This is a genomic window from Mesorhizobium kamtschaticum, from assembly GCF_056174585.1.
Genome location: NZ_CM149691.1, coordinates 4,239,282 through 4,264,973, shown reverse-complemented (window position 1 = coordinate 4,264,973; position 25,692 = coordinate 4,239,282). Strand labels below are relative to the sequence as shown.

Here is a 25,692-nt window from a genome sequence, read left to right as displayed (position 1 = left end):
CAGCAAACTCCGGGAGTGAGACAATGACGACGATCGCCTTCATCGGCCTCGGTAACATGGGCAATCCAATGGCCGCCAACCTGGTGAAGGCTGGACATGCGGTGAATGGTTTCGACCTGATGCCTGAGAATTTGACCGTCGCGCGTGACCACGGCATCGTCGTAATGGCCAACGCACCGGCCGCCGTGAACGACGCCGATGTGGTGATCACCATGCTACCCGCCGGCAAGCACGTGCTGTCGGTCTATGAGGACATCGCGCCCAAAGCAAAAAAGGGCGCGCTGTTCATCGATCCCTCGACGATCGACGTCGAATCGGCGCGCAAGGCGCATGCGACGGCCGTAAAACACGGCCTCAAGTCGATCGACGCGCCGGTTTCGGGCGGCACCGGCGGAGCGACAGCCGGCACGCTGACCTTCATGGCCGGCGGCTCCGACGATGCCTTCGCCGCCGCCGAGCCGATCCTGAAGCCGATGGCCGGGCGCATCGTCCATTGCGGCGGCGACGGTGCCGGCCAGGCGGCAAAGATCTGCAACAACATGATCCTCGGCATTTCGATGATCGGCGTCGCCGAGGCCTTCGTGCTGGCGGAAAAACTCGGCCTGTCGCATCAGGCGCTGTTCGACGTCGCCTCGACCTCTTCGGGACAATGCTGGTCTTTGACCACCTATTGCCCGGTGCCCGGCCCGGTGCCGACCTCGCCTGCCAACAGGGATTACAAGCCCGGCTTTGCCGCGGCCCTTATGCTGAAAGACCTGAAATTGTCCCAGGAAGCAGCACTTGGCGCAGGCGCGGTGACCCCGCTTGGCGCCGAAGCAGCACAGCTCTACGCCCTGTTCAACGCCCAGGGGCATGGCGGCGCCGATTTCTCCGGCATAATTAATTTTCTCAGGGGTGACCCAGCGTAACAAACGGATTTTATGGGCTTTTCCGGAATCGTCCGGCAGAAAACCCGCAAATTTAGATTTGCTTAAGCTCTCGATAACTCTGCGGTAACGATGTCCCTATAAAACGGATGGCGAGGCGGACATATCGCATCCGCCCGGCGCTCCGGATCAGGTCTCGCGTACCGGAGCCCGTAAGTTTCGCCAAGTGTTTGAGTAGCGAAGCGCCATGCGTATCTGGCAAAGCCGCGTTCCCGATGGAGCGCGGTTTTTGCGTTTCTGGAACTATTGCTGCGTCGTCCGATTATATTTTGGTTCCCGCCTCTGGACTGGCGAAATGATCCTCATCGACCAGCACGATTGGCGCCCCTCCCGCCATGACGACAAGCAGGCGCAGGTTCCATTTTCCCGCGCTGCGCACAGCATGCGACATCACCCAGGCCGATCCACGGCTGCCATGGATGCGCATGCTGAACTGGGCGTCGCCAGAACTCGTTTCCAAAAGTCTGGACGCTGCCTAGCACCCAATAGCCGGCGTCAATATTCTCGCCCAGGGCAGCCTTGACGCGCCCATCGGCGCGAACAGCATCCATGGTTAGCCGATAGGCGTCGCTGTTCTTCAGGAGACGAGGGACAACGCCGACCACGGCGGCGGCACCGGCGAGCCCGAGCCCAAATGCAATGAAACCGGCAATCGCCCAGTTGCGTTGGACCCTGCGGAAATGCGCGGCATCGCGCCAGGAAACATTCTGCCAAGCCCAGCGGCTGCCCTTGGCGCCCAGCACGAAGAGCATGACGATATTGACCAGCGGGACGAACATCAACAGCGCGATGAAGGTGTTGTTGGCGATGCCCCAGATCCAGTTGAAGAAAAACGCGCCCCAGTTCCAACGGTCGAGTTCGGGCGGAATTTCAGCGGGCTGGTTGAGTGGTTGCACGGCCATGATGTCCCCCATCGGCAAAGACTACCCGACGGATTCTAGCGCAGGCACCGCAAAAACTGGAATCGGTTTTCACGTCCACCTCGGACGGAGACGCGGCGGCCTTGTCCGACTCGATGCTTCAATCAATTTTTTGTCGACAAACGTCGAAAATTCGCCTTCACCGCGCGGCTGGCCGGCTTCAGCGCGGCACTGATCGACCGTTCCGCCGCGACGCCGTTGAACAGCGACGGCGTGCGACCGGAAAGGAGTTCCGGCCAGAACCGCGATGCCGACTGCAGGACAGACATTTGCGCCGCGAACGCGCCCTCGGCGATTGCCGCGGTCTTCTCGTTCACCGCACGCGCGGTTTCAGTGCCCCAGGGCTGGCTGCTGCCGGCGTCCATCGCCATCAACGGCATGCGCATCATTGCCACCAGCGGCGCCAGCATCAGGTCCGCGCTGATGCTGGCTGCTTCTTGCGCGCGTCGGCTCTTGCCGGTTTTTCTCATGGAAATGAACCCCTTGTCGCAGCCAGGCTGGCCGCTGCCTCACACACTACGCGCGGAGGATGAAGTAGTTCCGCATTGCGGCAGCATGTTCTCGAGGCCGGGCGTTTCCCTCTAGGAAACGCCCGGCCGAGGTTGGCTCTTAGCGCTTGCGCAGATCCGCCTGTGCCAGATCCAGCGCCTTGCCGATACGCTCGCAGGCCATGTCGATCGTGTCGCGGGTCCAGATCAGCGGCGGCGACAGGATCATCGTGTCGCCGGTGGCGCGCAGCATCATGCCGTTGGCGATGGCATGATCGCGCACCGTCACCGCGGCACTTCCCGACGGCAGGAAACGTTCCTTGGTCGCCTTGTCCTTGACGATCTCGATCGCACCCATCAGCCCGATCGAGCGCACCTCGCCGACCAGGTCATGCCCGGCAATGCGCTCCTGCAGGGCTTTGGCGAAATAAGGCCCGGTGTCGTCCCTGACGCGGTCGACCAGGCCTTCCTGTTCGATGATCTCGAGGTTCTTCAAGGCAACGGCGCAGGCCACGGGGTGCCCGGAATAGGTGTAGCCGTGGTTGAACTCGCCGCCCTTCTCGACCAGCGTCGAGGTGATGCGGTCGCCGACCAGCAGTGCCGACAGCGGCTGATAGCCTGACGTCAGTGCCTTTGCCGTGGTGATGGTGTCGGGCTCGATGCCGAAGGTCTGCGCCGCGAACCACTCGCCGGTGCGGCCATAGCCAGTGATGACCTCGTCGAGCATCAAAAGCACATCGTATTTGCGGCAGATGCGCTGCACTTCCGGCCAGTAGCTCGTCGGCGGGATCTTGACGCCGCCCGCGCCCATCACCGGCTCGCCGATGAAAGCCGCGACTTTGTCGGCGCCGGCTTCGAGGATGGCGTCCTCGACCGATTTAGCCGCGCGAAGGCCGAAATCATGATCGCTTTCGCCCGGCAGTGCCAGCTCATAGGCATAGGGCATCATCACATGGACGATGTTGGGCACGGCGCCATTGAGCTGCTTGTGCATGGCATCCATGCCGCCGAGCGAGGTGCCGGCAATGGTCGAACCGTGATAGGCCATCTTGCGCGAGATGATGCGGTTCTTCTCCGGTTTGCCTTCCAGCACCCAGTAGTGGCGGACAAGACGCAACGCTGTGTCGTTGGCTTCCGAACCGGATGAACCGTAGAACACCTGGTTGACGTTCTTAGGCGCGATTTCGGCCAGCTTCTTGGACAACAGCACCGGCGTCGGCGTCGAGCATTTGAAGAAGGAATTGTAGTAGGGCAGTTCCTTCATCTGCGCATAGGCGGCCTCGGCCAGCTCGTCGCGGCCATAGCCGATGTTGACGCACCACAGGCCGGCCATGCCGTCGAGCAGTTCGGCCCCTTCGGAATCGTAGATGAACGGGCCATTGGCGTGGGTGATGATGCGCGAACCCGCCTCGCGCAATTCCTTGTGGTCGGTGAAGGGATGGAGATGATGCGCGGCGTCGATCTGCTGAAGCTGCTTCAGCGAATAATTCTGATAGGTCATGTCTGGATCTTTCCTCTGAAATCATTCCGGCGGTGCCGGGGCGAATTCGTCAGAGGATGGCAGGCGGCGAATAACCGATGCGGGCGCACAAACGCAAAAGCTCCGCCCGCAGCGTGCGCGATGACGGTGTCACCGCAACCCGGAATGCGCGAGCTGATAATCTAGCGAGAGCCATGGCAGGCACCTTAGAGCAAAGGGCGGTCAAGGTGAACCACCCTTCGCTTCAGTGGCTCCATGGAAAGTGTCAGGCCTTGGCGCTCAGCGCCCGATGCAGGAACACATACTTCATCGCCGTCTGCGCCGCCTGCGGCCGGCGGTCGCCACGCCCGCCATGCCCGCCTTCGGTCTCCTCGAAGAACAGCGTCCTGGCGTGCCCGGCCTCCTGCAAGCGGGCCGCCATCTTGCGCGCATGGCCGGGATGGACCCGGTCATCGGCGGTCGAGGTTGTCAGCAATACCGGCGGATAGGCGGCCCCGGCGTCGACATGCTGGTAGGGCGAATAGGCGGACAGCCATTTCGCGTCTTCCGGCTGTGACGGATCGCCATATTCGGCCATCCAGGAGGCGCCGGGCGGCAATTGCGTGTAGCGCAGCATGTCGAGCAGCGGCACCTCGATGATGACGGCGCCGAACAGCTCCGGATGCTGCGTCAGCGAAACGCCGGTCAGCAGGCCGCCATTCGAGCCGCCCTGGATACCGAGCGATTGAGCCGTCGCGATGCCGCGCCTGACGACGTCCTCAGCCACCGCGGCGAAATCATCATAACCGTTCTGGCGATTGCCTTTCAGCGCCGCCTGATGCCAGGCAGGCCCAAACTCGCCACCGCCGCGGATGCAGGCCTGGACATAGGCGTTGCCCTTCTCCAGCCACAGCCTGCCGCGCACGCCGGCATAGCCGGGCAAGAGCGGCACTTCGAACCCGCCATAGCCGTAGAGCAGCGTCGGCACCGGCCCCTTCTGGTCGCGCCGCCTGACCACGAAATACGGGATCATCGTGCCGTCCTTCGAGCGCGCCTCGAACTGCTCCGAGATCAGCGGCGAGGCATCGAACCGCGCCGGTTGCGACTTCACCGTGGCGAGCGTCTCGCTATCGTCATCCGACCAGATGATCGAGCTCGGCGTCAGGAAATCCGTGAAGGAAAACGACACGCTGGAGCCGAAATGCTCGGCATGGCTGATGCCGACAGTGCCGTTTTCAGGCAACGCCACCGGCTTCATGGACCAGGCGCCGTCCTTGCGCTCGCAGACGAGAACCTTGCCGCGCACATTGTCCATCAGGCTGATGAACAGCCGCTCCTGCGTGCGGGCAATGCCGGCGATCGACACGCGATAGGCCGGTGCCAGCAGGGTTTCGATCGCGCCAAAACTGCCGGTTTCGATCCAGTAAGCGAAATCGAGCGAGTAAAGCCCGTCCGGCTGGCAGGCGGTGCCGTCCGGCGCCGTCCACGGCGTGCGCACCCCGAACAGCAGCTGGTCCTTGAACAGCGATGTGTCGGTGACATCGTCGGGCAGCGGAACGCGCCGGTTTTCACCGGACGGGAGATGCAGGAAGCTGTGCGATGCGAAGAAATTGATTGCCCGCGCCAGGAACACGTGACGCTTGTCGCCGTCGAACTCGACACCGGCTCCGGCGGCGAGATCTTCTTCTGCGCCTCGAAGATCGGCGTCGCCTCTTCCAGCTTGGTGCCGCGCTTCCAGAGCTTGATCACCCGTGGATAGCCGGACTCGGTCTTGTCAGCGTCCTCGAAAGCCGCCGAGACGATGACCGTGTCCTTATCCAGCCAGCTGAAACCCGACTTCGACGCCGGCGCGCGAAACCCGCCCTCGATAAACGATTTGGTCTCAATGTCGAATTCGCGCATTTCGCTGGCATCGCCACCATCCGGCGACATCGACAGCAGGCAGCGGCTGAAGTCCGGATAGAGCCGGCTGGCGCCGCTGAACACCCATTTTACCCCCTCTTTCGCCGCAAGCAGGTCGAAGTCGATGATCGTTTCCCACACCGGCTTTTCGGTCTTGTAGGAAGCGACCGTCGTGCGGCGCCACAGGCCGAGCGCATTGGTCTTGTCCTGCCAGAAATTGTAGACATGGCCGGCGATGGCCGCGCCGACGGCGATATTGTCCTCGGCCGTCATCAGGTCGAGCGCGGTCTGGAATGACGCCTGATAGGATGGATCGCCCTGCAATTCGCCAACCGTGATCTCGTTCTGGCCATGCACCCAGTCGAGCGACTGTCTGCTTGTCCTGTCCTCCAGCCAGAGGAAGGGGTCTGCGGCGCCGGTTTCCGGCTTGGTGATGGGCTTGGTCATGGAATCTCCGATAGGCAATGCGTCGGCATGCAACATCGACATGTCGCGTCCGATATTCAATAGCTGCATTCAATAGCTGCGGCATCTCGGCAGAGCATTCAGGCCTTCCCGCGACCAGCGACGCTCGCAACCGCCAGCGCCAGGCATAGCAGGCCAAGCGTGATCGGCAGGCCTCTTGCGCCCAGTATGTCCATGGCGGTACCAGCCAGCGGCGGCACGGCGATGCCACCGACGCCCCACATCAGCGAGAACGCGGCGTTGCCGGCGACCAGTGTCGAGCCGGTGAAGCGCTCGCCGAGTTCGATGATCGACATCGTGTAGATGCCGTAGGAAACCGCGCCCCAGACGAAGATCATCGGCCAGATCAGCGGCGTTTCGATGAGAAGCGGCAGCAGCACGCATCCAAGCACCGTCAAGGAAACACAGGCAAGCCGCACCAGGCGTGCGGTCAGCCTCTCCGCCAGCAGCCCGAGCGGTACCTGCATGGCGATGTTGCCGGCGATCATCATCGACAGCAGCGCCGACATGCGGATTTCCGCGATGCCGTGATGGGTGCCATAGACCGGCAGCAAGGCCAGCGCGCCCTGCTCGAAACCAGCGGCCACGATGACGGCGAACAGAAGCAGCCACGCCATCGGCACGAAGCCCAGGACGGAAACCTGATGCCCGGCCTCGTCCACCTTTGGCAGGCGCGGCAGCACCGACGCCAGGCAGATGCCGCACAGCACGAAGGCGCAGATGCCGACGAGGAAGGGCGGCCACCCCTGCGTGCCGACGGCCAGCAGGCAAAGCGGCCCGGTGGCAAAGCCGGCCGAGATGATCGTCGAATAGACGCCCATGATGCGGCCGCGCCGGGCCGGCGGCGCCAGCGCGATCACCCAGATTTCGCTTAAGACATAGAGCGGATTGGTCACCACGCCGATCAGGAAGCGCAGCGGGAACCACAGATAGACATTCTGCGTCCAGCCGATCAGCGCCAGCACGACAGCCGAGAGTGCGGCACAAGTAAGCGCCGTGCGCCCTGCCCCGAACCGCCGCGCCAGCCCCGGGATCAGCGGCGACGAGATGATGAAGCCGATCGGCGTCATCGCCGCCGACAGGCCGATCATCGCCGGCGACACGCCCTGGCGCTGCAGGATGAAGCTCAGCAGCGGATAAGACAGGCCCTGCGCGATGGCGAACACCGAAACGGTCGCGATCACGCCGGTGATCGCCGCCCATTGCATTCCTTCGCCAGTTTCCGAATCCGCCGCGGTCATGCCTTGCTGCTCCGGCGGACCGATGAGCGATAGAGCGCGAAGATCACCAGCAGGGCGTCGAGGCCGATGATCACGATCGGCAGCCCGAGCGGACCGATGCCTTGCATGAGCAGGCCGGCGCCCGGCGGGCCGACAATGCCGCCAACGCCCCACAGCAAGGCGAAGGCCGCATTCCCGGTGACGAGCAGCGTGCCCTTGAAGCGGCTGCCGAGTTCGACCAGCGCCATCGTATAGACGCCGTAACCGACCGCGCCCATCACCAGCAACACGACCCAGATCAGCGGCGTCATGATCAGCAGCGGCAGCAGCGCCGCGCAAACCGTTGTCGCCACCGCGCAGGCTACGATCATCGGGCGGCCGCCGAAGCGCTCGGCGAGCAGGCCGAGCGGGATCTGCAGCAGGATGTTGCCGAGGGACAGCGCCATCACCAGAGCGGCGAGCACGGCCTCCGGCAGGCCATAGCCGGCGCCGAAGACCGGGACCAGCGCATAGGTGCTTTGCTGGACGGCGGCCGAGACCAGCACGGCCAGCAGCAGCGCCGGCGCCAGCCTGGCAAAACCGATGAAGCTGCCGGCAGGCTGGCCGTCATCCTCGAAGCCGGTGAGTTTTGACGAGACAAGGCGCAGAATGACCGCGCAAAGCAAGAAGCCGCCGACACCGACGCTGAACGGTGCCCAGCCCGATGTGCCGATGAAGGTCAAGGTGAAGGGTCCCGCTGCATAGCCGGCGCCCATCAGCGTGTTGAACACACCCATCACCCGGCCACGCCGCGAAGGCGGCGCCAGCGACAGCGCCCAGACCTCGCCAAGGATATAGAGCGGGTTGATGACGACGCCGATGATAAAGCGGATGACATACCAGGCCACCCAGTTCTGCAGATAGCCGATCGCCAAAAAGCACAGTGCGCCGATCAGCGAGCAGCCGACCGCCAGGTTTCGTGCACCGACCAGCCGCACCGCGGCCGGCACGAACGAGGCCGACAGGATAAGCCCGAGCGGCATCATCGCCGCCGACAGGCCGATCAACCCGGGCGACATACCTTGCTTCTGCATCAGCAGCGTGAACAGCGGCGAGCTCAAACCTTGCGCGGCGCCGAACATGGCAAGTGCGGCGGTGACGCCGGCGAGCGCTGCCCACTGCGTCCCCGCTTCGCCTTCGCTCGAGCCGGTTGCCACCATTCCGTCATTCCATATGAGGTGCCGGCAGACCTCCCGGCCGGCAAGGCTCACCAGCTACCGGTTCGATCCGGGGAAGAAAGGGCCGGCAAGGGAAATCCGCTTGCGCCAACCCGACGGCGATCAGGCGAATGGCGCGCCGCGCAACTGCCGTTCCGGCATGTCGCTTCCCTCGCCCTAGTGGTCGCCGCCTCCGCAATGGCCGGCGGGCCGCCGGTCCATTATGCCGCCCGCTATCGCATCGTACGAGGACCATCATGACCGCCGCCCTACAATCTGCAGAACCGGGCCAGGCACCCGACCGTGCCCGCCGTGGCGGCCGCGCCGGAAAGCGCGCCGGCGGCTCGGCCGCCTTTGAGCAGCCCGCTTTTCGCCAGTTGAGAAATCCACTGACGCCGACCAAACTGGTTTCCGAAGACGAACTGGAATCGATCCACCTCGCCTCTTTGCGCGTACTCAGGGAAATCGGCGTCGACGTCCTGCATGACGAAGCCCGCCGCATCATGAAGGCGCATGGCGCGGATGTGCGCGAAGGCTCCGAGCGCGTACGCTTCGACAGCGATATGATCCTCGATCTGGTGTCGAACTGCCCGTCCGAATTCACCATCCATTCCCGCAATCCCGCGCACAATGTGCGCTTCGGCGGCGACAATCTGATCATCTCGATGATGGCGTCGGCGCCCAATTGCTCCGACATCGATCGTGGCCGCCGGCCAGGCAACCAGCAGGACTATCGCAACTTCTTGCGCCTGGCGCAGATGCACAACATCCTGAATTGCACCGGCGGCTATCCGGTCGAGCCGACCGATATCCATCCGTCGGTCCGCCACCTCGAATGCATCCGCGACCTCGCCACGCTGACCGACAAGGTGTTCCACATCTATTCGCTCGGCAAGGAACGCAATGTCGACGGCATCGAGATCACCCGCATCGCGCGCGGCATCAGCCACGAGCAGCTGCTCGCGGAGCCGTCTGTCTTCACCATCATCAACACCAATTCGCCGCTCAAGCTCGACGTGCCGATGATGGAAGGCATCATCCAGATGTCGAGCAAGGGCCAGGTCGTCATCGTCACGCCCTTCACCCTGTCCGGCGCGATGGCGCCTGTCACCATCGCCGGCGCGCTGGTGCAGCAGAATGCCGAGGCGCTGTCCGGCATCGCCTTTGCCCAGATGGTGCGCAAGGGCGCGCCTGTCGGCTATGGCGGCTTCACCTCCAATGTCGACATGAAGTCCGGCTCACCGGCCTTCGGCACGCCCGAATACATGAAGGCGCAGCTCGTCGGCGGCCAGCTGGCCCGCCGCTACAACATCCCCTACCGCACCTCCAACACTTGCGCCGCCAATACGGTCGACGCGCAGGCGGCCTATGAGAGCGTGTTCTCGCTATGGGGCGCCATTCAGGGCGGCGGCAATCTGATGATGCATGCCGCCGGCTGGCTCGAGGGCGGCCTGCGCTGCTCCTACGAGAAGACCATTCTCGACATCGACTTGCTGCAGATGGTGGCCGAATTCCTGACCCCGCTCGACATGTCCGACGAGGCGCTCGGCTTCGACGCCATCCAGTCGGTCGGCCCCGGCGGCCATTTCTTCGGCACTCAGCACACACAGGACCGCTACAAGAACGCCTTCTACTCGCCGATCCTGTCCGACTGGCGCAATTTCGAGACCTGGGCGGAAGCCGGCTCGCCGACGGCGATGGAAAAGGCCAACAGGGTGTGGAAAGAACGGCTGGCGTCCTACGAAGAACCGTATATGGACCCGGCCATCCGCGAGGAACTCAACGCCTTCGTCGAAAAGCGCACGGCCGAAGGCGGCGCGCCGACCGATTTTTGATCGGGAAGCCCCGTCGCCACGCCCGCTCACCAACCCTGATTCAGTTTACGCAAAAACGGACCTATCTTCATGAAATCCCACGTAAAAGCGGTTGTCATCGGCGGCGGCGTCGTTGGCTGCTCGGTGCTCTATCACCTGGCCAAGGCCGGCTGGACCGACATCATGCTGATCGAGCGCTCGGAACTGACCTCCGGCTCGTCCTGGCACGCGGCGGGCGGCTTCCATACGCTGAACGGCGACCCCAACGTCGCCAAGCTGCAGGCCTACACCGTGCAGCTCTACAAGGAGATCGAGGAAATCTCCGGCCAGTCCTGCTCGCTGCATCTGACTGGTGGCGTGATGATGGCCGATACGCCGGAGCGCATGGATTTCCTGCGTCTGGCACACGCCAAGGGCCGCTATCTCGGCATGGACACCGAACTGATCACGCCGTCCGAAGCCAAGGCGATGTTCCCGCTGATGGACGAGAGCAACTTCGTCGGCGCCATGTGGGATCCGGTCGAAGGCCATCTCGACCCGTCCGGCACCACCATCGCCTATTCCAAGGCGGCCAAGAAACTCGGCGCCGAGATCGTGCTGCGCAACCGCGTCGTCGACCTGACGCAGCAGCCGGACGGCACCTGGAACGTCGTCACCGAACAGGGCACGGTCCACGCCGAGCATGTCGTCAACTGCGGCGGCCTGTGGGCACGCGAGATCGGCCGCATGGTCGGCGTCGAGCTGCCGGTGCTGGCCATGGAGCACATGTACCTGCTCACCGAGCCGATGCCGGAGGTCGAGGAATTCAACAAGTCGACTGGCCGCGAGATGATCGGCGTGCTCGACTTCAAGGGCGAGATCTATACCCGCCAGGAGCGCAACGGCATCCTGCTCGGCACCTATGAAAAGGCCTGCAAGCCGTGGTCGCCGGTCAACACGCCATGGGATTTCGGCCACGAACTGCTGCCGCCGGATCTCGACCGCATCGCGCCGTCGCTGGAAATCGGCTTCAAGCATTTCCCCGGCATCGAAAAGGCCGGCATCAAGCAGATCATCAACGGTCCCTTCACCTTCGCGCTAGACGGCAACCCGCTGGTCGGTCCGGTGCAGGGCCTGACCAATTTCTGGTGCGCTTGCGCCGTCATGGCCGGCTTCTCGCAGGGCGGCGGCGTCGGCCTCGCTTTGTCCAACTGGATGGTGCATGGCGATCCGGGCTTCGACGTCTGGGGCATGGACGTCGCCCGCTTCGGCGAATGGGCGGGCTTGCGCTACACCAACGCCAAGGTGCGCGAAAACTATTCGCGCCGCTTCTCGATCCGCTTCCCCAATGAGGAACTGCCGGCCGCACGCCCGGCGCAGACGACGCCGCTCTACGACACGATGCTCGCCAACAACGCCGTCATGGGCGACAGCTGGGGCCTGGAAACCCCGCTCTGGTTCGCGCCGAAGGGCAAGGAACCCAAGGATATCGTCTCCTTCCATCGCTCCAACGATTTTGGCCCGATCGGCGAGGAAGTGCGCGCCACGCGCGAGCGCGTCGGCGTCACCGAGATCGCCAACTTCGCCAAATACGAAGTGTCGGGACCGGGCGCGGAAGAATTCCTCAACCGGCTGATGACCAACCGCATGCCGAAGACCGGCCGCATCGTGCTCACCCCGATGATCAACGAGTTCGGCAAGCTGATCGGCGACTTCACCATCGCCAAGGCCGGCGAAGACCGCTTCATGATCTGGGGTTCGTCGGCTGCGCAGAAATACCACATGCGCTGGTTCGAAAAGCACCTGCCGAAGGACGGGTCAGTGCGCATCCATCGCTTCGACCAGACGCTGGTCGGCCTGTCGATCGCCGGGCCGAAATCACGTGACCTCTTGCAGAAGCTGGTCGACGTCGACATCTCGACCAAAGCCTTCCGCTTCATGGATTTCCGCGAGATGGCGGTCGGCGGCGCACCGTGCCTGGTCAACCGCATCACCTACACCGGCGACCTCGGCTACGAGATTTGGATGGCGCCGGCTTATGAGCGCTTGGTGTACAAGGCGATCAAGGATGCCGGCGAGGAGTTCGGCCTGGTCGATTTCGGCATGCGCGCGCTGCTGTCGATGCGTCTCGAAAAGAACTTCCCGACCTGGTTCCGCGAGTTGCGGCCGATCTACGGCCCGTTCGAAGGTTCGATGGACCGCTTCATCAAGCTCGAGAAGAACGATTTTATCGGCCGCGAAGCCGCCGCCAAGGAACAGGCGGAAGGGCCAGAACTGCGCCGCGTCTCCTTTATCGTCGACGCTGCCGATGCCGATGTGATGGGTGACGAGCCGATCTGGGCCAAGGTCAGCAAGGATTTTGGCACGGTGGAAAAGCCGCATGGCTACGGCGCGCCGCGCTTCGACACATCAGGCAAGGAAGTGCGTGGCTCCAAGGCTGCCGAAGGCGCATCCGCCGTGCGCGGCATTGTCGATGGCGACTGGCGCGTGGTCGGCTGGGTGACCTCGGGTGGCTACGCCCACTATGTCCAGAAGTCGATGGCGCAGGGCTATGTGCCGGCAGCATTGGCCGAGGACGAGAGTGCCGGCCTGTTCGAGATCGAGATTCTCGGACATCGCCGTCCGGCGCGCATCAATGTCGAGGCGCCGTTCGACCCGAGCGGCGAGAAGATGCGGACCTGAGGTTCGACCATGGACAGCGCGGGGCCAAAGGGCAGCTTCGGCCGCCACCGCAAGATCATGCCGTTTGTATCAGGCTCGATCGAGGCCCTGCGCGATGCCTCCCGCGAAAAGGCGGCTTCGCTCAACCAGCATGTGCTGGGCTATGGCGCCCAGGCTGAAGCTGAATGGGCTGCGGCAGACATTGCCGCGCCCGATCTTCCGGCGATGCGCAAATACCGGTTGGAGCGCATCCGCACCGAGCTGAAGCGCCGTGGCTATGCCGGCGCCCTGCTCTACGACCCGGTCAACATCCGCTACGCCACCGACTCGACCAACATGCAGCTGTGGGTGGCGCACAATCCGACGCGGCATTGTTTCGTCGCCACCGAAGGCCCGGTGGTACTGTTCGATTATTTTTCCTGCGAGCATCTGTCCGACCATTCCGGCGTCGTCGACGAGGTGCGCCCGGCCGTTTCGTGGATGTATCTCTACGGCGGCGAACTCACGGAACAAAAAGTCCGCCGCTGGGCCGCCGGCATCGCCGATCTGGTGAGAGAACATGGCGGCGGCAACAATCGCATCGCCGTCGATCACATCAATCCGGAAGGCGTCGAGGAACTGGCGCGGCTTGGTGTCTCCATCGGCAATGGCGAAGCGGTGATGGAGAATGCCCGGCTGATCAAATCATCAGACGAAATCCTCGCCATGCGCCGCGCCATCGTCGCCTGCGAGGCGGCGATGGGCGAGATGGAACAGGCGCTGATATCAGGAACCTCCGAGAACGAGCTGTGGGCGGAGCTGCATCGCGGCAACATTGCGCGCGGCGGCGAGTGGATCGAAACGCGGCTGCTGGCGTCAGGCCCGCGCACCAATCCGTGGTTCCAGGAATGCTCGTCGCGAAAAATCGAGGAAGGCGACCTCATCGCCTTCGACACCGACCTGATCGGCCCCTACGGCTTTTGCGCCGACCTGTCGCGCACCTGGCTCTGCGGCGACGCAAAACCGACCAACGAGCAGCGCGACCTGTTCCGCATTGCAGCCGACCAGATCGCGCACAACACTGAGTTGATGCAACCCGGCATCTCGTTTCGCGATCTTGTCGAGCGCTCGGCGGTGCCGCCTGGGGACTGTTTCCCGACCCGCTATGGCGTGCTCTATCACGGCGTCGGCCTGGCCGACGAATACCCGACGCTGCCGCATGCCAGCGACTGGACGCCGGACACGCCGGACGGGGTGCTCGAACCAGGCATGGTGCTGTGCGTGGAAAGCTATATCGGCAGGCTTGGCGGCCGCGAGGGCGTCAAGATCGAGGAGCAGATCCTGATCACCGAGACCGGCAACGAGCAGCTTTCAACCTACCCGCTGGATGCGAGGCTGCTCGGCTAGCTCTGCGAGCGCATCGCGCATTGCCCGGATTGTTTTTTCGGGCGTTGTCCTGGCGGTGATGAAGGGCAGCCCCTTGCGCCGTGCCGTCCAACCGACGATCGCGACCTTGCGGGCGGCCGCCTCGAAACGTTGCGCCAACGCCCAGCTTTCGCAGTCGATCGCGGCGATATCCGCCTTGCCCTCGGCCACGGTGACGATTGAGGCGCGATGGCCGCCGCTTGCGCTACGTGCCGAAAAGATGTCGAGGCTTTCGCCAGCCGCCTGCAGGTCGCGCGTCAGCCCGATAATGCCCGACATCGAATCGGTCCCATTGAAGGTGAAGCGCTTGCCGCGGATAAGGTCGAGCGGCAGCGAGGCCTTGCCGTCCGAGGGCGATCGAACCTCCGGCCCCTCGCCCGTCCGCATCACCAGCGCGCTCGATAGAGCTCGCCCTGCCCGCCTTCATAGGTGTCGTAGCTCGCCTGGCCGACCACTTGCACATGGCTCGACAGGCCGAGTTCCATCGGTCCCCAGCAGGTCTGCGCGAACAACAGCGCCGGGTGCAGCCAAAGCTTGTGATAATCGAGTTCGTCCGGCGGCGATCGCGCCGGGTCCGGCGCGATCAAGACTCCCTCGGCATCGCGGATGCCGCCCGGCACCGGCGGCAGGTCGCCATTGCGGCGCACGATGGTTTGCGGCGCATCGAGGCCCTTTTGGCGGAAGGCATCGCGCAGACGGGTCCACTGCGCGTCAACCTCGCCGCGCACTTCAGGCCAGTCATACATCGGCAACGCCGCAATCAATTCGCTCATGCCGACACTCAATCATCATATCTGGATAAAGGATCGCAAAAACGCGGCGCCGAAGCAGAATTGGGCGACACGGGTTTGGGCTCGGGATTATTCCTTTGGCGGCTCGGCCGGAACCGGCGCGCTGCCAAGCCCATTGATGCTGCGCGCCCGGATGCGCGGCTTGAACGCCCGGCCGTGCTCAGGCGCGCGCCTCAGCACCGGATGCACGATCGGCTCCTTCGCCTTGAAGGCGTAGGCTTTGATCAGTGCGAAATAGTTCGGATAGGCATAGCCATTGTTCATCCGCAGCCATTCGTCACGGCGCTCGCGAAACAGCTTGGGCAGTCTGTACCAGGCCACCGTCGGCGTCTTGTGGTGGACGAAGTGCAGATTGTTGTTGAGGAACAGGAACGACAGCGGCGAGCGCTCGATGATCACCGTGCGGCCTTCCGGGTGCTCGGACCACTGATGCTCGGCGAAGGTACGGATCGCGATCAGCGACTGGCCAAGCCAGACCGGCGCCAGAATGTAGAGCCACAGCGGAATGCCGAAACCGAACTGCACGATCGGCGCCACGATGGCGAGGCCGATCACATGCAGCAGCCAGGCTTTGCGGATCACCGTGTCGCCGGCCATGATCTGCTTCGCATCATCGATGAAGAAGCCGACGCAGGACAGCCAGGGGCCGAGGAAGAAACGGCCGGCCATGGTGTTGTTGATCTTGAGCAGGAATTTCATCGTCGGCGGCAAATCGTCATGCTGCCACAGCGCCTGGTAATAGCTTTCCGGATCGTCGAGCGGATCTGTCAGCCGTTCGTCGGCATGGTGGCGCAGATGCAGCGTCTTGAAGCGCCGGAACGGCCAGACGAGGCCGATCGGCAGGAAGACGAAAGCTTCGTTGATCAGCGCGCTGCGCGTCGGATGGCCATGCAGCACTTCGTGCATGATCGATGATTGCAATGCCAGGATGAAGCCAAGGATGGCGAGCGCCAGGATAGGGTAAGAGGGCCAGAGCAGGAAACCGGTGGCGAGCCATGTTCCGTAACAGAAGAAAGCGAGAACCACGGTGGGCCACTCGATGGCCGGTGCATTGCGTCGCTTGATGCTCTTGCCTGTCATGCTATCGACCACTGTCCCTCAGTCGCCGGAACCCCCAGTGGTTCCTGACAGCATAGTGTCAGGAGAAGTGATTCCACTCAACGAGACAAAGTGTACAAAATGTTGCGATTGCGCATATTTGACCGCACATGTTACACATTGTAAACAACCTTAGGGATTCATTTACGCATGAGACGCCGGTTTGACGGCTCTAGCGCAAATTTTTCCTAAGAGATCGCGGAGAACGAACAGTGGACAAACGCGACCTGTCGGCAATCTTTCGGGAGCGTTTGAAGCTGCTCCTGACACGGTCCGACCTCAACCAGTCGGCATTCGCGTCAGCGGTCGGCATCGATCGGTCGGCGCTGTCGCAGCTTATGTCAGGCGCCTCGACGCGCCTGCCACGCGCCGAAACGCTGCTCAACATCGCCGCCGAATTCAAAGTGTCACTGGACTGGCTGCTCGGCCTCAGCCAGGACGAAGGCGTCACCGGCGAAATCCGCGAAAGCCTGGAGATCGAGGAAGCGCCGGATGGTTTCGACCGCACGCTGCTCGCCAGATGGTTCGCTGAAGCCGCAGGCACCAAGATCCGCTACGTGCCGGCCGGCATCCCTGACCTGCTGCGAACCCGCGCGCTGGTCGACTACGAGGCCAACATCACCAACAGGAGCCGCCTGGCCCAGGCCAGCGAGACCCAATACCGCATCGAATACAACCGGCGCCCGGAAACCGACATGGAAGTCTGCATGCCGCGCCACACGCTGGAGATTTTTGCGCGCGGCCTCGGCGTCTGGGACCGTTTTCCCGAAGCCGACCGCAGGCAGCAACTCGCCCATATGGCGACATTGCTCGACGATCTCTACCCGACCTTCCGCCTGTTTCTCTATGACGGCCGCATGCGCTATTCGATCCCGCTCACCATCTTCGGCCCCTATCGCGCCGCCATCTATGTCGGCGACATGTATGTCGTGCTGAACGCCACCCAGCCGATCCAGGCGCTGACCCAGCATTTCGACAATCTGATCCGCGCCGCCGACATCAACCCGCACGAGGCCGCCGCCTACGCGCGCAATCTGGCCGGCATGTCGTTCCCGTCAGGCTCTGTCTGATCGACCCTGCGCCGTGAGCAGGCCCATCGCCACCGCCAATTTCATTGCTATTTCATTGACTGGACATAAAGACTTCTTTATATCCTTATTTGAATTCGAAATACGAAAGCCAATCCGATGACGACGACCAATCCGATCGATGCCTTGCTGGCTGAAAAGGGTGTGCTGCTGGCCGATGGCGCCACCGGCACCAATCTGTTCGCGATGGGCCTGGAGGCTGGCGAGGCGCCGGAGCTGCTGAACGAGACAGCGCCCGACACCATCACCAGCCTGCACCAGAACTTCGTCGATGCCGGCGCCGACATCATCCTGACCAATTCTTTCGGCGGCACCCGCCATCGGCTCAAGCTCCATCATGCGCAGGACCGCGTGCATGCGCTGAACAAACGCGCCGCCGAGATTGCGCGCGCCGTCGCCGACAAGGCCGGCCGCAAGGTGATCGTCGCCGGCTCCGTCGGCCCGACCGGCGAATTGCTGGTGCCGCTTGGCGCCATGACCTATGACGAGGCGGTCGACGCCTTTGCCGAGCAGATCGAGGGTCTCAAGGAAGGTGGCGCCGAAGTCGCCTGGATCGAAACCATGTCAGCGCCCGACGAGATTCGCGCCGCAGCAGAAGCCGCGATCCGCGTCGGCCTGCCCTACACCTATACCGGTTCCTTCGACACCGCCGGCCGCACCATGATGGGCCTGTTGCCGAAAGACATCCACGGCGTCGTTGACGGCCTGTCTGAAGCTCCGCTCGGCGTTGGCGCCAATTGCGGCGTCGGCGCCTCCGACATCCTGGCCTCGCTGCTCGACATGACAGAGGCGAAGCCGCAGGCGACCGTCATCGTCAAAGGCAATTGCGGCATTCCCGAATTCCGCGGCACCGAGATCCATTATTCCGGCACGCCGGAACTGATGGCCGACTATGTCCGTCTCGCCGTCGATGCCGGTGCCAAGATCGTCGGTGGCTGTTGCGGCACCTCGTTCCAGCACCTTGCCGCCATGCGCAAGGCGCTCGACGCCCACACCAAGGCGGATCGTCCGACGGTTGAGAAAATTGTCGAGCGCATCGGTCCGATGCGCAACAAGGTGGCGACGGAAAACACCGCCGAGACCAGCGAAGCCCGCCGCGAGCGGCGCCGCAGCCGGGCCTGAAGATATCTTCGATTATTCGCTGTTGTCGGCGTAGCTCGACTGCGCCGACTTGAAGTCGACCACGTTGTCGCCGCGCATCGTCATCAGCGCGCCGGATGCAGCCGGATCGCTGATCTGTTCCAGCATGGCGCGGAAGCGGTCATTGGTCAGCGCCGACATGGCTGTATTGCGCGCCTGCGCGACATCGTCGCTGATGCGCCTGGATTCGGCTGATGGAGCCGATGAGACCGACGAAGCGTCTCGTGCCGGCGGTATCGAGTTGGCGATAGTCCTGATCTGCAATTCCGGCTCCCTCAAGCCCTGTAGACCTGTCCGGTGTAGCAAGAGGACATTGCGATCCGGTACCGGAAATGTCGCGCAATTTAACGATCATGCGGGTTAAGGCCGCGCCTTAGCATCTGTTGATATTCAGGTCAGGCCACAGGCCGGTCTCGCCTGAATATCAATAGATCCGAAAAAAGGCCGGCAAGGGAATGAACCCCTCGCCGGCCTGCCTCACCCGCCCGTAGGCCGGTTTCCCGTATCAGAACGATCCCATCTGAAAGAAACCGGCCGTCATCGCCACTACCGGTTACCGCCCAGCGCCGAGGCAAGGCGCACAAGCGAAAGGAACTCGGACCTGTACCCAAACGGGTCGGCTCCTCGGGCGGCAGTGGCAATCTCCATGATCTTGTCGTATCCGAACTTCGCGGTCGCATCCTCGTCGCGCAGCTTCTGGCCAAAGGCCGCGACGGCGACGGAGAAGCGCTGGTCGGTGCTGGCCTGGTCGAAGGACGCCACCTCGTTGGCCGATGTCACCGGCGTGGTGATCAGCTTCGAGATGTCTTCGTTGGGCAGCTTGTAGCGGATCTTGACGAAGGCATATTCGTCCGCGTTGGCGACGCCGCCATTGTTGACCGTAGCCTGGCCGTAGCGCAGCGGATCGATCTGCTCGCCGCCACTGCCCTTCGGCGTGATCTCATAGATCGCGGTGACCGAATGGCCCGAGCCGATATCGCCGGCATCGACGCGGTCATTGTTGAAATCCTCGCGGTTGAGCGCCCGGGTCTCGTAGCCGATCAGGCGATATTCGGAGACCTTGTTCGGGTTGAACTCGACCTGGATCTTCACGTCCTTGGCGATCGGGAACAGCGTCGAGGAGGCATCCTCGACCAGCACCTTTTCCGCCTCGGCCAGCGTATCGATATAGGCGGCGGTGCCGTTGCCGTTCTGGGCAATGGTCTGCATCATCTGGTCGTTCAGATTGTCGTGGCCGAAGCCGAACACCGACAGGAAGACACCGCTTTTGCGCTCCTGCTCGATCAGGCGCTTCAGATCATCGTCGTCGCTCTGGCCAACATTGAAGTCGCCGTCGGTGGCGAGCATCACCCGGTTGACGCCGTCCTTGATGAAGGACTGCTGGGCAAGCTTATAGGCCTCCTTGATGCCGGCCTCGCCGGCGGTCGAGCCGCCGGGCGTCAGATTGTCGATGGCATTGAGGATCTTGTCCTTCTCGGCAGCCTTGGTCGGCATCAGCACGGTGCCGGCTTCACCGGCATAGGTGACGATGGAGATCGTGTCGTCGGCCTTCAGCTTGCTGACCAGCAGCCGGAATGCCGATTTGAGCAGCGGCAGCTTGTCCGGCTCGTCCATCGAACCCGAGACGTCGATCAGGAACACCAGATTGGCCTTCGGCTGCTCGGTCGGCTTGATGTCGAAGCCTTTGATGGCAACATGCATCAGCCTGGTGTGATCGTTCCACGGCGTCGGCATGACGCTGACGGTCGAATTGAACGGCGTCGACGCCGAGTCCGGACCCTTCCAGTCATAGGGGAAGTAGTTGATCATCTCCTCGACACGGACCGTGTCGGCCTGCGGCACCGAGCCTTCCTTCAGCGAACGGCGCACGAAGGAGTAGGAGGCGGTGTCAACGTCGATCGAGAAGGTCGAAACCGGCTCTTCCAGTGCCGCATGCACCGGATTGGTCTTGAAATCCTGGACGCGGTTGTGGTTCTCCTCCTGCGGCGCGATCTGGTCGGCCGGCGCGGTGGGCTGCGGCGCCATCAGTTTGGAGTCGGCCGGCATACGGTCAACCCGCGATGCGTAGGGCGCGGTCGTGGTGCCATCCAACGCGAACTCGCCCGTCGGGGCCGGCGCCGGCTTGTAGGCCTTCAAAGTGCCCGACTCGAGTTCATTGACTGTTGCCGGAGCGTCAGCAGGCACACCACGCCCCAGTGCATCCTGCTGCGCCACGCCGCCAGCAGCGGTCGTTTCGGATTTCGGCGGCGAAGCCGGCGCGACAAGCGCGTCGCTGGCATCGCGGCTTTCTACATCCGCGTCGGCCTTCTTGTCCTTCTCCAACCCGGTCGGAGCCTGCTTCGGCTCGGCCGGCTTCAGGGTCGCCGGCTTGTCGGCCAGCGTCTCGGTGATTTTTTCATCGCCGCCGAATTTGGGCGGCTGTTCCCTCAGCAGATGGAAGGTGGCGTATCCGGCGATCGGCAGGGCGACGAGCCCGGCAATGGCCGGCGTGGCAATGAGTTTCTTTTGCATGATCTCGCTCCAGAGCTTTTGTGCTCGCTCTGTGAGACGAAGGCCGCCGACCGATCCTTGGGTGACGGCGGAAATATTTTCCTGATCATAGGCGCGCAGGGCGGCTTCAAAGGCGCGCGCCTTCGCGCTCTCGCCCGGTGCCGGTGCCGCGATATCGCGCAGCTTCTTGAGTTCGTTGTCGTCGACCATGGTCACACTTCCCCGGCCGAACGCATCAGCGTCTTCAGCCGTTTCTTCGCTTCATGGATGTGCCAGGAAACCGTCGTCTCCGAGATCGCCATCGCCTCGGCGGCGGCCGCGTGGCTCAAGCCCTCGCCATAGACCAGCAGCACGGCGTCGCGCTGCTTGTCCGGCAGTTGCCGCACCGCCGCCCACAGCGCCTCGGCCGGATCCTCGCTCTCGGCCGGGGCCTCGCCGGAAATCAGCGCATGAACGCCGTAGGCCTCGGTCTTCACCGTCTCGCGAGCGGTCTTGCGCATCATATCGCGCGCCGCGTTCATCGTCACGGAATAGAGCCATGTCGTGAAGGCGCCGCCGCCGCGATAGTCGCGGATCGCCTTGCCAAGCCGGACGCAGACTTCCTGGGCGATGTCCTCGGCATCGGCCTTCTTGCCGCACCAGCGATAGGCGGCGCGATAGACGAAGTCGTAGTGGCGCTCCAGCAATGTGCCGAAGGCCCCCCTGTCTCCGCCCTTCGCCCGCCCGATCAGTTCGGCGTCGGAGGCTTCGCTCTCATCCAGCATCATCGCCATCATTTGCCTGTTGGACGAAGGCTAATGGCTAATCCTTGGGGTGATGCAAAGATTTTTTCAGCCCAGCGCTTTGACGGTGGGATGGCCCACTGGGACGGCTTCACGACAGACGCAAAAAAGAGTGACTTGTGGTCATCCGCATGGCGCTGGCAAATCCATCTCGACTCGGATCTCTGGTTCCCCTCACCAACGGCTGCGGCCAGAACGTCGAACATGTCGAAACCGGAAACAGCACCCGCCCCCAGTTGCTTGCAGCTGTTCTGGATTTTCACATGCATCGCCTTGACGAGTTTCGGCGGTGGAGTGAGCGGCTGGCTGCTGCGGGAATTTGTTCAAAACCGCAAGTGGATGACGCAGGAAGAATTTCTCAACGGCCTGTCGATTTCCCAGGCGCTGCCGGGCGTGAACGTCAAGAACATGGCCGTCTGGATCGGCTACCGGCTGCATGGTTGGCGTGGCGCCATCATTGGTTTTGCCGGCATCATCGTCCCGCCTGCCATCGTCATCGTCCTGTTGGGAACGCTGTTCTCCTCGCTGTCGCGGTATGCGCTGACGCATGTGGCGTTGACCGGAGCCGCGGCGGCGGCCGTTGGCCTGTCGCTGTCGATGGGCATCACGGCAGCGCGAGCGGTGCCTCGAAAGGCAGTTCCCATTGCGATTATGGCCGGTACTTTCATTGCTGTCGCACTCCTGCACTGGCCTCTTTTCTGGGTCGTTCTCGTCGCCGGGTCCGTAAGCGTCGCCTACACCTACGCGGAGGCAAGGTGATGAGCGAGACCCCACACACATCGTTGTTGCTGAGCCTGCTGGCGGTATTTGCTCCGCTCTCCCTGGTTACCATTGGCGGCGGACAGAGTGCGATTGCCGATATCAACCGGCAGGTCGTCGACGTCCATCAATGGCTGAGCCAGGCGCAATTCGTCGATGCGTTCGCCATCTCGCGGATGGCTCCGGGGCCGGGATCCCTGCTGGTTACGCTGATTGGCTGGCAAGTCGCGGGTTTTTCGGGCGCCGTGGTTGCAACGATTGCAATCTTCGGTCCAACCACCTTTCTTATCTACGCGGTCGCCCATATGTGGTCCCGCAATGGCGGAGCGCGCTGGAAACGAGCGCTGGAGACCGGGCTCCGGCCCGTTGCCGCAGGCATGATCCTTGCCGCGACCTACGTGTTGCTGCAGGCCATCGATGGCGGCTGGTTCGCACGCGCCGTGGCATTCGCATCAACGGCAACACTGCTTTGGAGCAAGGTCAATCCACTTCTCCTGATCGGCGCAGGCGTGGCTATTTTCATCGGACTTCATGCCATGAGCCTGGTTTAGGCAACCGCCACCCTCTGCAGCCCACAGCTTAAGCCGCCTGCCCTGCCACCCAGCCCGATGACCATGCCCATTGGAAATTGTAACCACCCAGCCAACCCGTGACATCGACGACTTCGCCGATGAAGAACAGTCCCGGCACCGATTTCGCTTGCATCGTCTTCTGGTCCAGTCCGTCGGTGTCCACCCCGCCCAGCGTCACTTCGGCGGTGCGATAACCCTCCGAACCCGCCGGCTTGATGCGCCAGTCGTTAACCGCGGCGTCGACCGTTTTGATCTGCACATCCGAAGATCGGCGAGGTTGCCGTCGAACCCGGTGCGCTCGGCGATCGACTGTGCAAGCCGTTTCGGCAGGTGATTTGCGAGCACTGTCTGCACCGCCTGCCGTCCATTGGCGCGCTTGGCCGTGCGAATGAGGTCCGCCACGTCGACCCCCGGCAGCATGGCGATACGGATTTCATCGCCCTCGCGCCAATAGGATGATATCTGCAGGATGGATGGCCCGCTGACACCACGATGCGTGAACAGCATGGCCTCTGAGAACCGCGTCTTGCCACAGCTGACTTCCGCGTCGACCGCGTTGCCGGCCAAGGGCGCCAGCCGCTCGAGCGTCTTGGCGTCGAAGGTCAGCGGCACCAGCGCCGGCCGCGTTTCGACAATGGCAAGGCCAAACCGTTCGGCAAGCTCGTAGCCGAAGCCCGTCGCGCCCATCTTGGGGATCGACTTGCCGCCGCACGCCACCACCAGGGACTGGCACGTGACCGTGCCGGTGGAGAGGGTGAGCTCGAACCCCTCCATGGTTTTTCTGATATCCCTGGCCTCCGTGGACAGTGCGAGCTCGACGCCCCTGCCCTGCATTTCCGAAACCAGCATGTCGATGATCTGCCGCGCGGAGCCCTCGCAAAACAACTGCCCCAGCGTCTTCTCGTGATAGGCAATCTTGTGCCGTTCGACCAACGCGATGAAGTCGCGCTGCGTGTAGCGGCTGAGCGCCGAGATGCAGAAATGCGGATTGCCCGAGATAAAGTTCTTCGGGCTGGCGTGGATGTTGGTGAAGTTGCACCGGCCCCCGCCGGAGATGCGGATCTTTTCGCCGGGCGCTGCCGCGTGATCGAGGATCAGCACCGAACGACCCCGCTTGGCGGCCTCCATGGCGCACATCATTCCGGCGGCGCCAGCGCCGATGATCACGACATCGTAGGATTGCATCAGGCCAGTCGTTCCCGCTCGGCCCCCGCTCAATTCGGGGAGCCGTCATTCAGGTTGCCTGATACCGCGAACGGGTCGGGCCGCCAACAGGCAAGGACAGCCGTGCGAAAACTCAGATCAGCGTTTCGGCAAACAGCGTGGTCAGCCGTTGCCAATGCCGCTCGGCGCCAGCTTCGTTGTAGACGCTGTGATCCGGCACGCACCAGCCATGCGCCATGCCGACATAGTTCTCGATCGTATGGTCGACCTCTGCATTCCGGAGCGCCTCTTCCAGCCGCGTCGACTGTTCCGGCGGGAAACTCCTGTCGACTCCGGCCATCCCGATATAGACACGCGCCTTGATGGCGGCGGCCTTGCGGTGCGGGCTGTCGGCGGCATCGCTGGCAAGATTGCCGCCATGGAAACTGGCGGCGGCCTTGATCCTGTCGGGATAGGTCGCGGCGGCATTGATCGCCCGCGCGCCACCCATGCAATAGCCGACGGTGCCGATCGGCCCGGTAACGCCCTCGCCGGCGAGCGCCTCAAGAAAGGCGGCGCTGTCGCTGATGGTCATTTCCTGCGTCGTGCCGGTGACCAGCGCCATCAACGCCACCTTGGTCTTTTCCTCAACGAAAGCGGTCTTGGCATCGAACGGACCGTACGGCGCGTTGCGATGAAAGAGATCGGGCACCAGCACCGCATAGCCTTCATTGGCCAGCCGTTCGGCCATGCCGTCGAGCGCCGGGCGCGGACCGAACGCGTCCTGGTAGAGAATGACACCGGCCTTGGCCGTGGAAGCCTTGGCCGAACGGAACAGGCCCGCCTTGGCCACGCCGTCACGGGTCTTGATCTGAAGGTCCTGCTTGGTCATTGCCTGCTCCGTTCATCCGATGGGCGATACATATCCGCGTCGGACGGTTGGGCAACCCAGTCCGGACCCCTCCGCGTTCACAAATGCGTATCGGGGTTGCTCTATACCGTCGCTGTGAACATTCTTCCGGGCGCCCGCAGGCAATGGCGGGTGTAGAGTGCGTGCGTTTCAATCTAAGATACGGAGTTCCCATGTGGCAGGCGGCACTCCTTGCTTTTTCGCCGGTGTTTTTGGCGCCAATGGCGTCCCACATTTCGTGAGTGGGATAACCAAGGGCTCCTACCCCTGCCTCTTCGGCAACTCCGCGGTACCCAATCTGATAGCCGGATGGGTAAGCTTCGTCGTCGCGACCCTCTTTGCGTACGAGACCAATTTCACGCAGTATCCCGTCGTCTCTCTGGCCTGCGGCGCCATCGGGGTTCTGCTGATGGGTCTCTTTCATGCGGCAGGGTTGGCTTTCGGCCGGAAAGCCTGAGATCGGACTCGGTCGGCCCTTGCCCGCG

At 63.1% G+C, this 25,692-nt stretch carries 19 protein-coding genes and 3 pseudogenes; 9 read left to right on the top strand and 13 right to left on the bottom strand.

Features of this window, described 5'->3' with window-relative positions:
• Nucleotides 1-23 precede the first annotated feature (23 nt).
• Nucleotides 24-908 carry a 3-hydroxyisobutyrate dehydrogenase gene (mmsB, locus tag AC0V7N_RS21010; RefSeq protein WP_475450327.1) on the top strand — a complete coding sequence of 295 codons (885 nt, stop codon included), beginning with the start codon at nt 24-26 and terminating at the stop codon, nt 906-908.
• A 320-nt stretch (nt 909-1,228) separates the two neighbouring features.
• Here mmsB and AC0V7N_RS21005 read toward each other — a convergent pair whose 3' ends face one another.
• The 6 genes and pseudogenes from AC0V7N_RS21005 to AC0V7N_RS20980 form a co-directional block, all read right to left on the bottom strand.
• Nucleotides 1,229-1,840: a cytochrome c oxidase assembly factor Coa1 family protein gene (locus AC0V7N_RS21005; RefSeq protein ID WP_496627222.1), complete on the bottom strand. Its 612-nt coding sequence runs from the start codon at nt 1,838-1,840 to the stop codon at nt 1,229-1,231.
• A gap of 110 nt (nt 1,841-1,950) precedes the next feature.
• Nucleotides 1,951-2,256, bottom strand: a complete 306-nt coding sequence (locus AC0V7N_RS21000; protein ID WP_475450325.1) for a hypothetical protein — start codon at nt 2,254-2,256, stop codon at nt 1,951-1,953.
• A gap of 199 nt (nt 2,257-2,455) precedes the next feature.
• Nucleotides 2,456-3,835: an aspartate aminotransferase family protein gene (locus tag AC0V7N_RS20995; protein ID WP_475450324.1), complete on the bottom strand. Its 1,380-nt coding sequence runs from the start codon at nt 3,833-3,835 to the stop codon at nt 2,456-2,458.
• A 244-nt stretch (nt 3,836-4,079) separates the two neighbouring features.
• Nucleotides 4,080-6,142: pseudogene (locus AC0V7N_RS20990) on the bottom strand (prolyl oligopeptidase family serine peptidase).
• A gap of 98 nt (nt 6,143-6,240) precedes the next feature.
• Nucleotides 6,241-7,401 carry an MFS transporter gene (locus AC0V7N_RS20985; protein WP_475450322.1) on the bottom strand — a complete coding sequence of 387 codons (1,161 nt, stop codon included), beginning with the start codon at nt 7,399-7,401 and terminating at the stop codon, nt 6,241-6,243.
• Nucleotides 7,398-8,579, bottom strand: a complete 1,182-nt coding sequence (locus tag AC0V7N_RS20980) for an MFS transporter (RefSeq protein ID WP_475450321.1) — start codon at nt 8,577-8,579, stop codon at nt 7,398-7,400. The genes AC0V7N_RS20985 and AC0V7N_RS20980 overlap by 4 nt, the downstream gene beginning before the upstream one ends.
• Before the next feature lie 254 nt (nt 8,580-8,833).
• Between AC0V7N_RS20980 and AC0V7N_RS20975 the strand changes: the two genes are divergently transcribed.
• From AC0V7N_RS20975 to AC0V7N_RS20965, 3 genes are all read left to right on the top strand, one after another.
• Nucleotides 8,834-10,411: a trimethylamine methyltransferase family protein gene (locus tag AC0V7N_RS20975; protein ID WP_475450320.1), complete on the top strand. Its 1,578-nt coding sequence runs from the start codon at nt 8,834-8,836 to the stop codon at nt 10,409-10,411.
• 69 nt (nt 10,412-10,480) lie between these two features.
• Nucleotides 10,481-13,051: a GcvT family protein gene (locus tag AC0V7N_RS20970; RefSeq protein ID WP_475450319.1), complete on the top strand. Its 2,571-nt coding sequence runs from the start codon at nt 10,481-10,483 to the stop codon at nt 13,049-13,051.
• A 9-nt stretch (nt 13,052-13,060) separates the two neighbouring features.
• The gene (locus tag AC0V7N_RS20965; RefSeq protein ID WP_475450318.1) at nt 13,061-14,416 is read left to right on the top strand and encodes a M24 family metallopeptidase; all 1,356 of its coding nucleotides are present in this window, start codon (nt 13,061-13,063) and stop codon (nt 14,414-14,416) included.
• On the opposite strand, the pseudogene AC0V7N_RS20960 reads toward AC0V7N_RS20965, so the two are convergent.
• Together AC0V7N_RS20960 and AC0V7N_RS20955 are read right to left on the bottom strand one after the other, a co-directional pair.
• Nucleotides 14,381-15,207: pseudogene (locus AC0V7N_RS20960) on the bottom strand (phosphate/phosphite/phosphonate ABC transporter substrate-binding protein). The gene AC0V7N_RS20965 and the pseudogene AC0V7N_RS20960 overlap by 36 nt on opposite strands.
• Before the next feature lie 87 nt (nt 15,208-15,294).
• Complete coding sequence (locus tag AC0V7N_RS20955; protein WP_475450317.1) at nt 15,295-16,305, bottom strand: fatty acid desaturase; 1,011 nt, start codon at nt 16,303-16,305, stop codon at nt 15,295-15,297.
• Nucleotides 16,306-16,535: 230 nt separating this feature from the next.
• On the opposite strand from AC0V7N_RS20955, the gene AC0V7N_RS20950 reads away from it, so the two are divergent.
• Entirely contained in the window at nt 16,536-17,393 is an 858-nt protein-coding gene (locus tag AC0V7N_RS20950; RefSeq protein WP_475450316.1) for a helix-turn-helix domain-containing protein, read from the top strand.
• 117 nt (nt 17,394-17,510) lie between these two features.
• Entirely contained in the window at nt 17,511-18,533 is a 1,023-nt protein-coding gene (bmt, locus tag AC0V7N_RS20945) for a betaine--homocysteine S-methyltransferase (protein ID WP_475450315.1), read from the top strand.
• A gap of 12 nt (nt 18,534-18,545) precedes the next feature.
• On the opposite strand, the gene AC0V7N_RS20940 is transcribed toward bmt, so the two are convergent.
• The 3 genes from AC0V7N_RS20940 to AC0V7N_RS20930 form a co-directional block, all read right to left on the bottom strand.
• Nucleotides 18,546-18,815: a hypothetical protein gene (locus AC0V7N_RS20940; RefSeq protein WP_475450314.1), complete on the bottom strand. Its 270-nt coding sequence runs from the start codon at nt 18,813-18,815 to the stop codon at nt 18,546-18,548.
• A 282-nt stretch (nt 18,816-19,097) separates the two neighbouring features.
• On the bottom strand, nt 19,098-21,251 hold the full coding sequence (locus tag AC0V7N_RS20935) for a vWA domain-containing protein (protein ID WP_475450313.1): 2,154 nt from the start codon (nt 21,249-21,251) through the stop codon (nt 19,098-19,100).
• A gap of 2 nt (nt 21,252-21,253) precedes the next feature.
• Nucleotides 21,254-21,814, bottom strand: a complete 561-nt coding sequence (locus AC0V7N_RS20930) for an RNA polymerase sigma factor (protein ID WP_095200256.1) — start codon at nt 21,812-21,814, stop codon at nt 21,254-21,256.
• A gap of 24 nt (nt 21,815-21,838) precedes the next feature.
• Between AC0V7N_RS20930 and AC0V7N_RS20925 the strand changes: the two genes are divergently transcribed.
• On the top strand, nt 21,839-22,582 hold the full coding sequence (locus AC0V7N_RS20925; protein ID WP_475450312.1) for a chromate transporter: 744 nt from the start codon (nt 21,839-21,841) through the stop codon (nt 22,580-22,582).
• Nucleotides 22,582-23,133, top strand: a complete 552-nt coding sequence (locus tag AC0V7N_RS20920) for a chromate transporter (RefSeq protein ID WP_496627221.1) — start codon at nt 22,582-22,584, stop codon at nt 23,131-23,133. Before AC0V7N_RS20925 ends, AC0V7N_RS20920 begins: the two co-directional genes overlap by 1 nt.
• 28 nt (nt 23,134-23,161) lie before the next feature.
• Here the strand turns inward: AC0V7N_RS20920 and AC0V7N_RS20915 are convergent.
• Nucleotides 23,162-24,339 (bottom strand): annotated as a pseudogene (locus AC0V7N_RS20915) (BaiN/RdsA family NAD(P)/FAD-dependent oxidoreductase).
• A gap of 112 nt (nt 24,340-24,451) precedes the next feature.
• Nucleotides 24,452-25,189: a dienelactone hydrolase family protein gene (locus tag AC0V7N_RS20910; RefSeq protein WP_475450309.1), complete on the bottom strand. Its 738-nt coding sequence runs from the start codon at nt 25,187-25,189 to the stop codon at nt 24,452-24,454.
• A gap of 193 nt (nt 25,190-25,382) precedes the next feature.
• Between AC0V7N_RS20910 and AC0V7N_RS20905 the strand changes: the two genes are divergently transcribed.
• Nucleotides 25,383-25,664: a hypothetical protein gene (locus AC0V7N_RS20905; RefSeq protein WP_496627220.1), complete on the top strand. Its 282-nt coding sequence runs from the start codon at nt 25,383-25,385 to the stop codon at nt 25,662-25,664.
• Nucleotides 25,665-25,692: the final 28 nt, after the last annotated feature.

Excerpts from the sequence above, each read along its gene's own strand:
- mmsB (WP_475450327.1), top strand. The coding sequence starts at position 24 with ATGACGACGATCGCCTTCATCGGCCTCGGTAACATGGGCAATCCAATG.
- AC0V7N_RS21005 (WP_496627222.1), bottom strand. The coding sequence starts at position 1,840 with ATGGGGGACATCATGGCCGTGCAACCACTCAACCAGCCCGCTGAAATT.
- AC0V7N_RS21000 (WP_475450325.1), bottom strand. The coding sequence starts at position 2,256 with ATGCTGGCGCCGCTGGTGGCAATGATGCGCATGCCGTTGATGGCGATG.
- AC0V7N_RS20995 (WP_475450324.1), bottom strand. The coding sequence starts at position 3,835 with ATGACCTATCAGAATTATTCGCTGAAGCAGCTTCAGCAGATCGACGCC.
- AC0V7N_RS20985 (WP_475450322.1), bottom strand. The coding sequence starts at position 7,401 with ATGACCGCGGCGGATTCGGAAACTGGCGAAGGAATGCAATGGGCGGCG.
- AC0V7N_RS20980 (WP_475450321.1), bottom strand. The coding sequence starts at position 8,579 with ATGGTGGCAACCGGCTCGAGCGAAGGCGAAGCGGGGACGCAGTGGGCA.
- AC0V7N_RS20975 (WP_475450320.1), top strand. The coding sequence starts at position 8,834 with ATGACCGCCGCCCTACAATCTGCAGAACCGGGCCAGGCACCCGACCGT.
- AC0V7N_RS20970 (WP_475450319.1), top strand. The coding sequence starts at position 10,481 with ATGAAATCCCACGTAAAAGCGGTTGTCATCGGCGGCGGCGTCGTTGGC.
- AC0V7N_RS20965 (WP_475450318.1), top strand. The coding sequence starts at position 13,061 with ATGGACAGCGCGGGGCCAAAGGGCAGCTTCGGCCGCCACCGCAAGATC.
- AC0V7N_RS20955 (WP_475450317.1), bottom strand. The coding sequence starts at position 16,305 with ATGACAGGCAAGAGCATCAAGCGACGCAATGCACCGGCCATCGAGTGG.
- bmt (WP_475450315.1), top strand. The coding sequence starts at position 17,511 with ATGACGACGACCAATCCGATCGATGCCTTGCTGGCTGAAAAGGGTGTG.
- AC0V7N_RS20935 (WP_475450313.1), bottom strand. The coding sequence starts at position 21,251 with ATGGTCGACGACAACGAACTCAAGAAGCTGCGCGATATCGCGGCACCG.
- AC0V7N_RS20930 (WP_095200256.1), bottom strand. The coding sequence starts at position 21,814 with ATGGCGATGATGCTGGATGAGAGCGAAGCCTCCGACGCCGAACTGATC.
- AC0V7N_RS20925 (WP_475450312.1), top strand. The coding sequence starts at position 21,839 with ATGGCTAATCCTTGGGGTGATGCAAAGATTTTTTCAGCCCAGCGCTTT.
- AC0V7N_RS20920 (WP_496627221.1), top strand. The coding sequence starts at position 22,582 with ATGAGCGAGACCCCACACACATCGTTGTTGCTGAGCCTGCTGGCGGTA.
- AC0V7N_RS20910 (WP_475450309.1), bottom strand. The coding sequence starts at position 25,189 with ATGACCAAGCAGGACCTTCAGATCAAGACCCGTGACGGCGTGGCCAAG.